Genomic DNA, 13,463 nt, shown 5'->3' with positions numbered 1-13,463 from the left:
CGGCATGCACGACATCGACCGCATCCACGCCATGGACAATCTGCGTGCCCTGGCCATGCTGGCCGGCGTGGTGTTCCATGCTGCGCTTGCCTTCAGCCCGCTGATGCATCCGCTCTGGCCGGCAGCAGATGCCGAAAACTCAATCGCCGTCGATGCAATCGCCTGGTTCCTGCACCAATTCCGAATGCCGCTGTTCTTCACTGTCGCGGGCTATTTCGCCGCCCTGCTGGTGGCGCGCCGCGGCATGGCCGGACTGTTCCGCAACCGCTGTGCACGCATACTGCTGCCATTGCTTGTCTTCGCAGCGCCGTTGCTCGCCGGCATGAGCGGGTTGACCGGACATGCGGCAACCACGGTGGCGCATCCGTCACCGGCACTGGCCTGGATCCGCGCCCATATCGACCAGCACGGCGGCATGCCGTCCTCGCCCGGCTGGGCACACCTGTGGTTCCTGTTCTACCTGCTGCAGTTCACCGTGCTGGTGTGGGTCGCATCGGCTCTCGGCCTGTGGCGCATCGGCCAACGACTGGCCACTCTGCCCGCGCCTGCCCTGGTCGTGGGGCTGCCGGTACTGCTGACGCCGCCGCTGGCCCTGGTCGGTACGCCGTGGCCCGCGCCGGACTTCCTTGTGCCTTCGCTGTGGGCGCTGGTGTTCTTCGGGCTCTACTTCACGCTCGGCTACCAGCTTTTCCTCCATGGCGGATTGCTCGAACGCCTGCGGCCGTTCTCGCCTTTCCTGCTTGCCGCTGCGGTCATCGCCCATGCGATCCTGTTCGTTGCGACCGAAGGATTCATTGCCGTGCCGCCAACCACCATGCGCAACGGCGTGAACGCCTTGCTGGAAGCATGCGCCGGTTCCTGGATGACACTCTGGTGTCTGCTCGCCGCCAGACGCTGGCTGAATACGCGCAGCGCGGCCATGCGCTGGCTCGCCGACAGCTCGTACTGGGTCTACCTGATACACCTGCCCATGCTGCTGGCAATCCAGTACCGGCTGCTCGACATGCCGATGCACTGGACGGCGAAGTTCATCGCGTCGGTGGCGCTGACGTTCCTGTTCTCGTTCGCCAGCTACCAATGGCTGGTCCGACATACCGTGATCGGCAAGCTGCTTGACGGAAGGCTGCGGACGTCACCTGCGCCGGACGACACAGCGACGGAGCCGCGAGGGCCGTCCCCAGCCAGTTCGGCGCATGGTGCATGAGCGTGTGACGCCAGCCGTCCGATCTGCCCCGACCGCGCGTCCCGCGCGCACCCCATGCCGCCGCAACACCCGCGATCACCTGCGGAGCGCCCGCCTCACGGTCACGCTGGAGATACCAGCCATATCGATCGAGCGCCCTGCGGTCGTTGACGCGCACCAGCGACTGGCGGCCTGCAGCGACGCTGCTAACCTGCACGCTGGATCCTGTGGAGGACGATCGTGACAGACTGGAAGCGCGTGCTGGCCGTGTTCGACGATGCCGCCGGCCTCGATGCGGAAGGGCGTGCGAAACTGCTCGAGCGCCTCGCCGGCGAAACGGGTGACATCGCCGCGCGTGTCCGCACCCTGTTCGATGCCGAAGCCGGCAATTCGGGCACGGATTTCGGCCGGCACGTCGAGGCGGAACTGCTGGCTGTTGCCGATCCCGTCGATGACGGTACGGGCTTTACCGCCGGCGATCACATCGGGCCGTATCGCCTGCTCGAAGCGATCGGTCGCGGCGGCATGGCCAGCGTCTGGCTGGCCGAGCGCGACGACGACGGCCTGTGTCGCCGTTTCGCGTTGAAGTTGCCGCACGCGTTGCATGCACGACACGGTCTTGCCGAGCGCTTCGCGCGCGAACGCGACATCCTTGCGCGCCTGCGCCATCCGCACATCGCGCGGCTCCACGATGCCGGGGTTGCTGATGACGGCCAACCGTTCCTCGCCATCGACCACATCGAAGGCGCGCCGATCACCGTCTGGTGCGATACGCACGGCTCACCGCTGCGCGTCCGCCTCGAGCTGTTCCTGCAGGTGCTCGAAGCCGTGCAATACGCGCACGCCAACCTGGTCATTCACCGCGACCTCAAGCCCGGCAACATCCTCGTCGACACACAAGGTCAGGTCAGCCTGCTCGATTTCGGCATCGCCAGGCTGCTCGACGACACCGGCGCACCAGCCGGTGATGGCACGTTGACCGCGACCGGAGGACGCCTGCTGACCGTGCCGTACGCGAGCCCCGAGCAGATCCGCGGCGAAGCGCTGACGACCGCGACCGACCTCTATTCGCTCGGTGCGGTCCTGCACGAACTCATTGCCGGCATGCGACCGTACCGGCTCGCCTTCGCTTCCGCCGCCCAGCTCGAGCAGGCGATCGCGACGGCCACACGCGAACCGCTCACGCGCGGCGCAACCGATACGCGGGCGCGAATGCTCGGCCTGCGCAACGCAAAAACCCTGCGCCGCGCCGTCAGCGGCGACCTGGAAGCGATCGTCACGTGCGCGATGGCCGCCGCACCCGGCGAACGCTATGCCTCGGCCGCCGCGTTCGGCGACGACCTGCGACGCCACCTTGGTGGTCACCCGGTGCTCGCGCGGCGCCCCTCGCGCCTGCATCACACCCTGCGTTTCGTGCGCCGCCACGCCATTGCTTCGGCGATCGTCGGCGTACTCGCCGTCGCCGTGCTCGCCAGCAGCGTGCTCGTGCTTGCCACCGCGCAACGCGAGCGCGTGCAGCGCGAACGTGCCGAGGCCGCACGTGAGTTCCTCGTTGGCGTGTTCGCCCAAGCCAGCCCCGACGAGAACAAGGGCCAGCCGTTCACTGCTGAGCAATTGCTCGAAAAGGGCGAACGCCAACTCGCCACCGAACAGAACATGCCGGCCGCGTTGCAGATCGAGTTGACCAGCCTGATTGGCGAGCTCTACTGGAACATTGGCGACTACGCGCGCGCCGAAACGCTGTTGCGCAAGGCCATCGAATCGGTCGACGCGGAAGCGGTGCCCGATGACGTGCATGCGCTCATCTTGCTACGCCTTGCCCGCGCCGAACTGAGCCGCAACGCGAACGAGGCCGCGGTCGGGCATGCCGAACAAGCGATCCTTCGCGCGGGCCGCGTCGGCACGAATGCCCAGATCGAAGCGTCGCAGGCGCGCCGCATCGTCGCCGAGGCTGTCATCGCGCAGGGCTCCGCCGAGCGCGCATTGCCCATACTCGACGATGCACTCGCGGCCGACCGCACGGCCTTCGGCGAGGCAAGCGCGGAAGTCGCCGCCGACTGGGAACTGTTCGGCCTCGCCTACAAGGAACTGTCTCGCCACGACGAAGCGATCGCCGCCGCCGACCGCGCGATCGCCGGGTTGACCGCCGTGCATGGCCGCGACCACAGCAGCGTGATCAGTGCGCTTGGCGTGCGCGCGTCTGCACTCGCGCACAAGGGTGACAGTGACGGCGCGATCGCCACGTTGGGCGAGTCTGCGGCGATCGCCACTCGCCTTTACGGCCCCGAACACCGCGACACGATCGTGCAGCGATCAAACCTCTACCTCGCGCTCAATCGCGCAGGACACACACAGGCAGCGCTCGACGGCCATCTCGCCCTGCTCGACATCGCACGGCGCACCCTGGCCGACACGCGCCCTGAGCAACTGGCGTACATCCACGGCGCGCTGGCCGCCGAGTATCGCGGGCTCAGCCGATTCGCCGAATCCGCTGCATCGGCGCACGAAGCGGTAGCGCTGTGGACACGCATCAAAGCCTCGGAATCCGCGGTCGAACTGGCCGATCCGCTGTGGAGCCTCGGCGTCGCCGAACTGATGCTCGGCCATGCCGACCCAGCCCAAGCGGCCCTGCAACGCGCGATCGCAATTGCCGCACGACATCAGGCTGCCGATTCGCAATGGCGCGCGATGTACCGCGGCTACCTGTCGATCCTGTTGCGCCATGAAGGGCATCCACGCGAGGCACTGGCCGAGATCGAGTCAGCCATCGCTGCGATCGGCGCCGCGGCCGGTCAGCCCACGCCGATCCCGGTGTTCCTGCGGGCCACGCTGGCCGAGGCGCGCCTCGACGCTGGCGATTCGGCGGGCGCGTTGACTGACGCGCAGAAGGCGATGGCGATGGCCAATGACGCCGTCGCGCCGAATGCACTGATGCTGCGCGCTCCGCAGTTCGCGCTTGCGCGCGCCCTCGGCGCGCACGCTCGCGCTGCAGAAGCAGAACCGCTGCTGCGCGCGGCGATCGCTGCCAATCGACCACCGTTTGGTGACAGCGATCCGCGCATCCTCGAGATCGAAGTCGAACTCGCGTCGACGCTGGCCTCGCTCGGCCGCACTGCCGAAGCCGTCCGGCTGCGCGATGATCTTGCTCCGCGGCTGCATGCGCTCGACACGCGCTACGCACGCAGCCTGCTCGCGCGCCTGCCGTCTGGCTGACGTGGTGTAGACTCCCCCGGTGCCGAGATCGCGCCGGCAGGGAGCGCGACGCGACGGACCACTCGTCGGCCTGCTTGGAACCCTTGCATGACAATCGTTGACCCGCAGCTGCTCAACGAGATCTACGCCGAACTCAAGCGGCGTGCGCATGCCGTGCGCCGCGGCCAGCTCGGCGAAACGCTCGACACAACCGCGCTCGTCCACGAAGCATGGCTCAAGCTGCGTCCGCGCGATGGCGCCTATGTCGACCGCCGACATCTCGTACGCACGACCGTCTTGGCAATGCGCCAGTTGCTTGTCGACAACGCGCGCGCACGGCAGACGCAAAAGCGCGGCGGCGATGCCACGCCGGTCACCATGACCGCAAACCTCGCCGGTACCGAGGCAGCACTGGTCGACGAACACGGCGTGATCGATGCGATCGAACGTTTGCGCACGCTCGATGCGCGCAAGGCCGATGCGATCGAGATGCAGGCCTTCGGCGGTGCCACGTACGCCGAGATTGCCGACTTCCTAGGTGTTTCCGAACAGACTGTCAAGCGCGACCTTGCCGCCGCACGCACCCTGCTCACAGCCTGGCTCGAGGACGCCGTCGGCACGGATGGACCTCCTGCCCGCTGAAATCCGTTCAGGCTTCCCGTCGATTCCCGCGACCGGAGGCCCGCATGTTCCCACGACCCTTCCACGCTCTATCGGCATTCCTGCTGCTCGTCGGCACGAATGCAACCGCCGCCGAGTTCCTCGTCGATACCACCGATGACGACGGAGGCCCTGCGTTCCAGATCTGCGACGCAGACGCGGCCAACGCAAACTGCTCGTTGCGCGGCGCCCTTGCCGCAATCGATGCCTCGCCCGGACCGCACACGATCCGCTTCGACCTGCCCACCAGCGACGCCGGCTACGTGCCTGCCACGGCGCACTGGCGCTTCAGCCCGGCCACGCCGTATCCGTACATCACGCGCGAACTGACCATCGACGGCTACACCCAGCCGGGTGCGACTCCCAACACCCTGGCGGCGGCCGCGGGTGGCACCAACGCCGTGCTGAAGATCGAGATCGCCGGCCCCGGCCGCGCCGCGCAGACGATCGGATTGCAGGCTGTGAATGGACCAGCAGCCGCGCCGCTGCTCCTGCGCGGCATCGCCATCAACCGGTTCTTCCAGGCGATCTACCTGATGAACGCCGGCGTGCATCGCATCGAGGGCTGCTTCATCGGCACCGACATCAGCGGCATGTCGGGATTCGATCCGGCCGTGGCCGGCTGGATCGGCATCATCAACTCGGTCGGAACGCTGCATCTCGGTGGCTCGTCGCCGGGGCAGCGCAACCTCGTTTCCGGCAACCTGTACATCGGCCTGTGGGATAAGACGCCGAATCCGGCGAGGATCGAAGGCAACCTGTTCGGCACCAACGCCACCGGCACCGCGGAACTGGCACGCCAGGACTACGCGATCCATATCAACGCGCTCGGCCAGGCCGCGACCATCGGCGGCAGCACGCTGGGTGCAGGCAACCTGTTCGCGGCCAACCGCTTCGGCGCGATCTACGTCGATGCGCAGGTACCGACCGGCATGGCCGATCCACAGGCCGTGCGCATTCTCGGCAACCGTTTCGGCACCGATCCATCGGAAACGCTCGCGCTCGGCAATGGCCTCAATCCAGGCTCGCCGAGCCAGCCGCAGGCGACGATCTTCGTGTTCGGCACAGGACGCTGCGGCATCGCCGTCGGCGGTGATGCACCCGGCGAAGGCAACCTGATCGCCCATAGCGGGGCGGCTGGCGTGCAGGTCGCCAACTGCACGCAGGTGCCGGTGCTCGGCAACCGCTTCCTGCGCAATCGCCGCCTCGCGCTCGATTTGTCCCTGTCGAGCAATGCCGATGGCACCACCGCGAACGATGCCGGCGACGCCGACGAAGGTGGCAACCGCCTGCAGAATTCACCGGAAATAACCAGCTTCGCCTGCGTGGCTGGAACCTGCACGCTCGGGTTCCGCGTCGATACGGCGGTGGCGAATGCCGCGTACCCGTTGCGCATCGACCTCATGCGCGGACGCAACGGCCAGCCCGAGGCGTCCATCGCCAGCACGACCTATCTCGCCGGCGATGCCGGCCTCGAGCGCACGATCAGTTTCGCCGCCGCCGCGCTCGCAGGCGGCGCCCTCGTCCTCTCTGCGACCGATGCGCTCGACAACACCAGCGAGTTCGCGGGCGACCACCTGTTCTGGGCGGATTTCGATTGAGGCGTGCTTTGACAAGGCATCGCGCCTGAAGGCGCTCCTACAACGACGCGTGTGTAGGAGCGCCTTCAGGCGCGATGCCTTTCCGGATCAACGCGCGCGCAAACCGCGCAGGCGCGCCCGGCCGTTGTCGAGGTCGGTGACGACGAGAAAAGCTTCGCCATCGCGCACGCCGAGGCGCGGCAAGCCGCTGGCGCGACCACGCACGGCGAGGTCGGCGACAACCTGCTTTGATTCGATCGTGCCGGCATGCGCATCAATACGTGCGAGCCACAGGTGTTGTCCGTCGCGTCCGCCGTCGCGCTCGCCGAGCCAGGCCAGCCAGACCTTGCCGCCATCCAACGCGAGCGCCACACGCCCGAGCACGCCTTCGCCTTCGGCTACGTGCAGCGGTTTGCCGAAACGATCACCGGCGTCACTCGAACGCGCAAGGCGCAGGGACGGCTTGCCGTCCGCTTCGGTGTACCAGGCCACCCAGACCTCGTCGCCGCGCGCGGCAACCGCCGGGCCATTGACCGGACAACCGGCGAACTTCCAGCCGTCGCGATGCACGTCGCGCGGTGGCGTCCAGGCGTCGTTCTCCAGCCGCACGAGGCGCGTGTCGCGGATTTCGCCGTCGCTGCGGCCGCGGTAGACCACGACCGGCCCGCGCGCGGTCTGCGCGACGGCGGTCGTGCAGCAGTCGCAGGTCGATGCGTCGAGCGGCCACTCGATCGTGCGCCGGCCGTTCGTGGCAAAGGTCGCGGCGCGCAGCATCATGCGGCCGCTGCCGTGGTCGGCATGCGCATGCCCGGCATGGGCGTCGGCGGGCGCGGCCGGCTTCTGCCGGCTGTCGAGCCAGGCGATGCCGAGCGTGTCGCGCGATTGCGGCCACATCGAGACGAAACCGTAGTCGTTCCTCGCGCCGTCCGGCTCGATGCGGATCGGAGTCGACCAGGTCGCGCCGTCATCGTGCGAGCGCACGAGGGCGATGCCGTAGTCATGGATGCCGGCGCCGTTTCGGCGCAACCAGTGCGCCCACAGCGAGCCATCGCCGAGCGCGACGACGTGCGGCGTGTCGGCCCAGTTGACGAACCAGTCCTTGCCGGCGGCAATCGTGCGCGGCACGCCCCAGCCCGCCGCGTCCTTGCGCGAGCGCGCGACGCGCAAGGCCTGCGATCCGTCGTCGCGCTTCTCGGTCCATGCCAGCAGCCAGCTCCCGTCCGTCGCCGCGACGAGGTCGGGCTGCGCGGATGGCACGTTCGTCGCAGGCAATGGCCACGGCGCGACGGAGAACACCGCGCCCGCCTGCGCGGGCGTGGCCATGCAGGCCGCCAGCACGGCGCACGCGCCGCGAATCCACAGGCCTGGCTTTGCTTTCGTCATGCCGGCAACTCCGCCCGTTCGCCTCGCGTCCCGCGTCCGTCGGGCTCCGGCATGGACCGATGCGCCACGATTCCGCGTTTCGGTCGGGCGATGCCGCCGTTCCGGCCGCGCCGAGGAGAACACCCTCATGACCCAACATACCACGCCGTGCCCCGCCCCCATCCGCGCCACACTGCTCGGCATGCTCTGCCTGATCGGCACGCGTTCGTGCCTGCGCGCACGCGCCGAGTACGGCTTCGCGCCGGACTAAAACGGCAGTGCCGGCATCCTGCTCGACACGTTCAGCACGGACGGCGGCCAATCGGCGCGCTACGGTGGCAGGCATGCCGTGCTGCCGAACGGCGACATCGTCGTGGCGGGCATCGTGCGCCTGGAGAACGACACGATCGCGCCGTACTGGAACATCGGACTCGTACGCTACACGCCGCAGGGCTTTGTCCGTCCGTGGACAGCCAGCAGCAGCCCGTATTTCTGGCACTTCAGCGAGTACGTGGTCTATCCGAACCTCGCCAACGGCGGCAGCGGTGATGCGCTGATCGAAAGCATCGAGGACATTGCCTACGCCGAAGGGAAGATCTACGTGCTGGTCACGCGCGTGTTCGGCGGCGTGGAGCGCGATGCCGCCGTCGTCGTGTTCAACGAGGATGGCTCGTTCCAGCAGAACCTTTCGGTGATCGCCAGCAGTGCCGACGAGTACGCCCGCGCACTCGAAGTCAGCGTGACCGGCCTCGTCGCCAAGCCGGTCAGCGTAACCATCCTCGCCGAGCGCTACGCACCAGGCCCCGCCTGGTCGTCGCCAAGTACAACCTCGGCACGAACGGACTGCTGGCCGTCGACGACAACTTCAACGGCGGCGTGCCGCTGCTCGTCCCGATCTCGACGGCTTGCGCCGGCAGCGACTTCTGCAACATGTACGCGGGCGACGTCGCGCGCCCGACGCGCAGTTTTCCCGGCGATGGCATGCCGATCTACGTGGTCGGCTCGGTGCAGCGCTCGGGCGCCGACTGGGACTACCTGGTGACCCGGATCAATCCCAACGGCACGCTCGACACGAGCTTCGGGTTCGGCGGCGCGCGCTACATCCCGTTCGACCAGCCCGGTTCGGACCGCGGTGACTTCGCCTACCGCCTCGTGATCGATTCCGGCCTGCCGGGCCTGACCTTCGACACGCTGTATGTCGCCGGCAACGTGCATCGCAGCTGCAAGGATGGAATCGGTGTCGCCGCGATCAGCGACGACGGCAACGACCTGGTCGGTTTCGGTACGAACGGGCGCATCGTCCACGGCGGATCGAGCGAGTCGGGCACGATCTGCGCGCAGGATGCGAGCCTCGCCATCGGCGACCTCGTGCGCAACGGCAACGAACTCGCGATGGCCGGCACGATGCAGGGCCCCGACCAGGGCGGCACGCTGCGCGTGGATGGCGGCCTGCTGCGGGTCGATGCGACGAACGGCAGCCAGCGCGGCCTCGCCAGGCTGCCGTTTGTGGTCGTCGGTACCCCCGTCGGCGATGGCCGCCTGCGCGGCATCAGCCACGATCGGATGGGCCGCTATCTCGTGACCGGCGACCTCAGCAACGTCCCGTTCGGCCTCGGCAGCCTCTACGTCAGCGCCGCCGTGGCCCCTTCCGACCGCATCTTTGCCAACGGCTTCGACCGCAGCGTGTCGCTGCCCTGAAGCGGCTGCGTCGGCGATGGACCGATATGCCGCGCAACCTCGTTTCAGCAAGTCGATATCAGCATCCACCCGTCACGCCATGGAGACCCCACAATGAACCGCGACCGCCGCGGACTCGCGCGCCGAGCCCGCTTCCTTGCTGCCGGCACAATCCTGCTGGGGGCCGGACTCGCCTCGACCGCCCAGGCCGATCACGGCCTGGACCCGACCTACTTTCCGAGCCTGGGCTACTTCGTCGACATCTTCGCCACGGTCAGCGGCCAGTCGGCACGCTATGGCGGCAAGCATGCCGTTCTGCCGAACGGCGACATCGTCGTGGCCGGCATCGTGCGCCTGGAAAACGACACGATCGCGCCGTACTGGAATATCGGCCTCGTGCGCTATTCGCCGCAGGGCTATCCCCGGCTGTGGACGGGCAGCGGCGGCCCGTACTTCCACAATTTCAACCAGTACGTGCTCTATCCGAACCTCACCAACGGCGGCACCGGCGACGCGCTGATCGAAAGCGTCGAGGACATCGCCTACGCCGAGGGGAAGATCTACGTGCTGGTTACGCGCGTGTTCGGCGGTGTCGAGCGCGATGCCGCCGTCGTGGTGTTCAACGAGGACGGCACGTTCCAGCAGAATCTTTCGGTGATCGCGAGCACTGCCAACGAATACGCGCGCGCGCTCGAAGTGACCGTGACCGGCATTACCGCCAAGCCGGTCACGCTGACGGTCCTCGCCGAGCGCTACGCGCCGCTCGCGCGCATGGTCGTGACCAAGCTGAACCTCGGCAGCAACGGCCTGCTGTCCGCCGACGCCAACTTCAACGGCGGCGCTCCGCTGGTCGTGCCGTTCAACTGCACGGGCGGCGGCTGCGGCTTCTACGCCGGCGACATCGCCCGGCCGAAGCGCTTCTTCCAGGGCGACGGCATGCCGATCTACGTGGTCGGCAGCGCGCAGTACAACGGCCCGGACTGGGATTTCGCCGTGGTCCGCATCAACGCCAACGGCACGATCGACACCAGCTTCGGCGCCGGCGGCACCAACTACTTCGACTTCAGCGAGCCCGGCTCGGACAGCGGCGATTTTGCCTATCGTCTCGACATCGACTCCGGCATCCCTGGGCTGACCGCCGACACCCTGTTCATCGCCGGCAACGTGCGTCGCAGCTGCAAGGACGGCATCGGCATCGTCGCCGTGACCAGCGAAAACCAGATCCCGGCCGGATTCGGTGTCGGCGGCCGCGTCGTGCATGGCGGTTCGAGCGAAACCGGCACGATCTGCGCGCAGGAGGCCAGCCTGTACCTCGGCGACCTCGCGCGTCAGGGCAATGAACTGGCGGTGGCCGGCACGACCGCCTCGCTCGACCAGGGCGGCACGCTGCGCGTTGACGGCGCCCTGCTGCGCGTCGATGCCACGAACGGAAGCCAGCGCGGCCTCGCCCGCCTGCCCATCGAATACCAGGGCGAGCGCTTCGGCGACGCGCGCCTGCGCGGCATCAGCCACGCCGGCCAGGGCCGCTACCTGGTGAGCGGCGACCTCACCAACACGATCGCCAACCTCGGCCCGGTCTTCCTCAGTGCCGCGGTGGCGCCGTCCGACCGCATCTTCGCCGACGGCTTCGACCGCAGCGTTGTCCTGCCGACCCTCTGAACCCTCGCCGCGGAGCATGCTCATGACCCACCAGCTTGCCACCTCACCGCCCTTCCTCGCCCTCGCCCTCGGGCTCGCCGTGCTGGCCGGCTGTGGCAGTCCTGCGCCGCCGGCCGCGGCGACCACGCCGACACCGGTGGCGGGCACGACGCCTGCTGCGGAACCACGCGATGCCGCGCCATTGCGCATGCGCATCGACGGCGCCGAATGGGTCGCCGCACACGACGTGTTCGGCGCAGTCCATCCGACCGGCTACGACCGTGCGATCCTCATCGCCGGATCGCGCGGCGGCAGGAATGCCAACGAGCAGGCGTTCAACCTCAACCTGTTCGGCATCGATGCGCCCGGTCGATACCGGGTGACCAGTGCCGATCCGGCAACCGGTGCCGCGCAGATCGCCAATCTCGACGCGCAGCGCTTCCTCGCCGGCAACCTGTTCGGCTACGACGTCACGGTCGACGTCGTGCGCCTCTCGAAGAATCCGGATCGCATCGAGGCACGCTTCTCCGGCACCCTAACGGCCAACGACGGCAGCAAGGTCGAACTGAGCGAGGGGCAGTTCGTGTACGACGCCACCAGTGCGGACTGAAATGCACGGAAACCGCTCCGGCAATACGATCGATGAAGCCGCCACCCGGCGGATCCGTCCTGTCCTCCCGGCAGGCGGTTTTCCGTGGCATATCACAGGCCCAACCCACAGGCGGAATCCCATGCCGCGGCATGCCCTCCGGTTTTTCGCCCTGCTCGCCGTTGCAACCACGCCGCTGCATGCGGCCGAGTGGTTCGTCGCCACGACCGGCAACAACACGACCGGCACCGGCTCGGCGGCGCAGCCGTTCCGCACGCTGAACCACGTGCTGTCGCCGGCCAACGGCATCGTGCAGGCCGGCGACATCGTCACGGTGCGCGGACCGGCCGGCGCCAACACCTACGCCGAATGCGAGGTGCGCCTGCGCGTGCGCCTGACCCTGCGTTCGCCGCCAGGCGAGCGCGCGCACATCGCCTGCGGGCTCGGCGTGCCCGACAGCGTGGCCGTGCAGATCGACCCGAACGCCTCCGGCAGCGTGCTGACGCACCTGGAAATCAGCGGCGGCTTCTACTACGGGGTGTTCCTGCAGACGTACTGGTATCAGGGCGGCGGCGAGAACGAACGCGGCGCATCCGACGTGCTGCTCGACGACCTGCTCATCCACCATACCGGCCGCGACGCGATCAAGATCACGCCGCACAGCGACCGCGTGACCATCCGCAACAGCGAGATCCACCACAGCGGCGCGATCTATCCGCCCGGCACCCCGCTCGACGACATGAATGCCGAAGGCATCGACAACGTCAACGGCTCTGGCATGGTGGTCGAGGACAACTGGATCCACCACACCGCCACCACCTGCGTCTACTTCAAGGGTGGCGCGACCGACGTGATCGTGCAGCGCAACCGCCTCGAGGACTGCGGCGTGGCCGGCGTCCTGGTCGGCTTCGACACCAGCCCGGAGTTCTTCGACCTGCAGGCCAACCCCGGTTACTACGAAGCGATCCGCGGCATCGTGCGCAACAACGTCGTGCGCCGCGCCGGCTATGCCGGCATCGGCCTGTACGCCTCGCGCGATTCGATCGTCGCCAACAACACCATCATCGACACCGCCACGCTCGGCCACGCCGCGCTGTACTTCGGCGTGACCTTCCAGGACTGGGAGCCGCAGGCCGCGCGCCCGCCCAACCTCAATCCGCGCCTGGCCAACAACCTCGTCATCCAGGGCAGCGGCAACAGCCTGCGCATCCGCTGGAGCAGCGAACTTGGCGGCCTCTCGGGCCTAACCGGCGCCAGCGGCAGCGACTACAACGGCTACTACCGCAGCGGCGGCAACTGCGTGTTCGCCGACAACCGTCCCGGCAGCCCGCTGGCCGGCGGCGGCACGCTGGCGCAATGGCGAAGCCATGCCAACGCCGACCTCAACAGCCTGGTCGCCCCGTTCAGCGTCGATGCGGGCGGACATCTCCCCGCCGGCAGTCCCGCGATCGACGCCGGCAGCGCCGATCCGGCCGTCAACGACGACATCGACCGCGAAGCGCGCGTCGCACCGTACGACATCGGTGCCGACGAAGCGCGTGGCGACGTGATCTTCCGGCACGGCTTCGAGTCGGTGCCTTGA

The 13,463-nt window shown here is 68.2% G+C and carries 11 protein-coding genes; 10 read left to right on the top strand and 1 reads right to left on the bottom strand.

What is annotated here, in order from left to right:
• Positions 1 to 4: 4 nt before the first annotated feature.
• The 4 genes from KF907_RS12840 (at position 5) to KF907_RS12825 (ending at position 6,636) form a co-directional block, all read left to right on the top strand.
• The gene (locus KF907_RS12840; protein ID WP_291220952.1) at positions 5 to 1,204 is read left to right on the top strand and encodes an acyltransferase family protein; all 1,200 of its coding nucleotides are present in this window, start codon (positions 5 to 7) and stop codon (positions 1,202 to 1,204) included.
• Positions 1,205 to 1,423: 219 nt separating this feature from the next.
• Entirely contained in the window at positions 1,424 to 4,396 is a 2,973-nt protein-coding gene (locus KF907_RS12835) for a serine/threonine-protein kinase (RefSeq protein WP_291220951.1), read from the top strand.
• 87 nt (positions 4,397 to 4,483) lie between these two features.
• Positions 4,484 to 5,017: an ECF-type sigma factor gene (locus KF907_RS12830; protein ID WP_291220950.1), complete on the top strand. Its 534-nt coding sequence runs from the start codon at positions 4,484 to 4,486 to the stop codon at positions 5,015 to 5,017.
• A gap of 44 nt (positions 5,018 to 5,061) precedes the next feature.
• Positions 5,062 to 6,636: a hypothetical protein gene (locus tag KF907_RS12825; protein WP_291220948.1), complete on the top strand. Its 1,575-nt coding sequence runs from the start codon at positions 5,062 to 5,064 to the stop codon at positions 6,634 to 6,636.
• Positions 6,637 to 6,723: 87 nt separating this feature from the next.
• On the opposite strand, the gene KF907_RS12820 is transcribed toward KF907_RS12825, so the two are convergent.
• Positions 6,724 to 7,998 (bottom strand): sialidase family protein, encoded by a 1,275-nt coding sequence (locus tag KF907_RS12820; protein WP_291220946.1) that lies wholly within the window; start codon positions 7,996 to 7,998, stop codon positions 6,724 to 6,726.
• A gap of 127 nt (positions 7,999 to 8,125) precedes the next feature.
• On the opposite strand from KF907_RS12820, the gene KF907_RS12815 reads away from it, so the two are divergent.
• From KF907_RS12815 to KF907_RS12790, 6 genes are all read left to right on the top strand, one after another.
• Positions 8,126 to 8,248 (top strand): hypothetical protein, encoded by a 123-nt coding sequence (locus tag KF907_RS12815; protein ID WP_291220944.1) that lies wholly within the window; start codon positions 8,126 to 8,128, stop codon positions 8,246 to 8,248.
• 78 nt (positions 8,249 to 8,326) lie between these two features.
• The gene (locus KF907_RS12810; RefSeq protein WP_291220942.1) at positions 8,327 to 9,019 is read left to right on the top strand and encodes a hypothetical protein; all 693 of its coding nucleotides are present in this window, start codon (positions 8,327 to 8,329) and stop codon (positions 9,017 to 9,019) included.
• Positions 8,959 to 9,675 (top strand): NHL repeat-containing protein, encoded by a 717-nt coding sequence (locus KF907_RS12805; RefSeq protein WP_291220941.1) that lies wholly within the window; start codon positions 8,959 to 8,961, stop codon positions 9,673 to 9,675. Before KF907_RS12810 ends, KF907_RS12805 begins: the two co-directional genes overlap by 61 nt.
• Before the next feature lie 93 nt (positions 9,676 to 9,768).
• On the top strand, positions 9,769 to 11,313 hold the full coding sequence (locus tag KF907_RS12800; protein WP_291220939.1) for a delta-60 repeat domain-containing protein: 1,545 nt from the start codon (positions 9,769 to 9,771) through the stop codon (positions 11,311 to 11,313).
• A 22-nt stretch (positions 11,314 to 11,335) separates the two neighbouring features.
• Positions 11,336 to 11,902, top strand: a complete 567-nt coding sequence (locus tag KF907_RS12795; protein ID WP_291220937.1) for a hypothetical protein — start codon at positions 11,336 to 11,338, stop codon at positions 11,900 to 11,902.
• 121 nt (positions 11,903 to 12,023) lie between these two features.
• The gene (locus tag KF907_RS12790) at positions 12,024 to 13,463 is read left to right on the top strand and encodes a right-handed parallel beta-helix repeat-containing protein (RefSeq protein WP_291220935.1); all 1,440 of its coding nucleotides are present in this window, start codon (positions 12,024 to 12,026) and stop codon (positions 13,461 to 13,463) included.

It is taken from the genome of Dokdonella sp. (assembly GCF_019634775.1).
In the GTDB taxonomy this organism is placed as follows: domain Bacteria; phylum Pseudomonadota; class Gammaproteobacteria; order Xanthomonadales; family Rhodanobacteraceae; genus Dokdonella.
The sequence above is the reverse complement of the archived record's forward strand: the minus strand, read 5'-3'. Positions and strand labels throughout refer to the sequence as shown.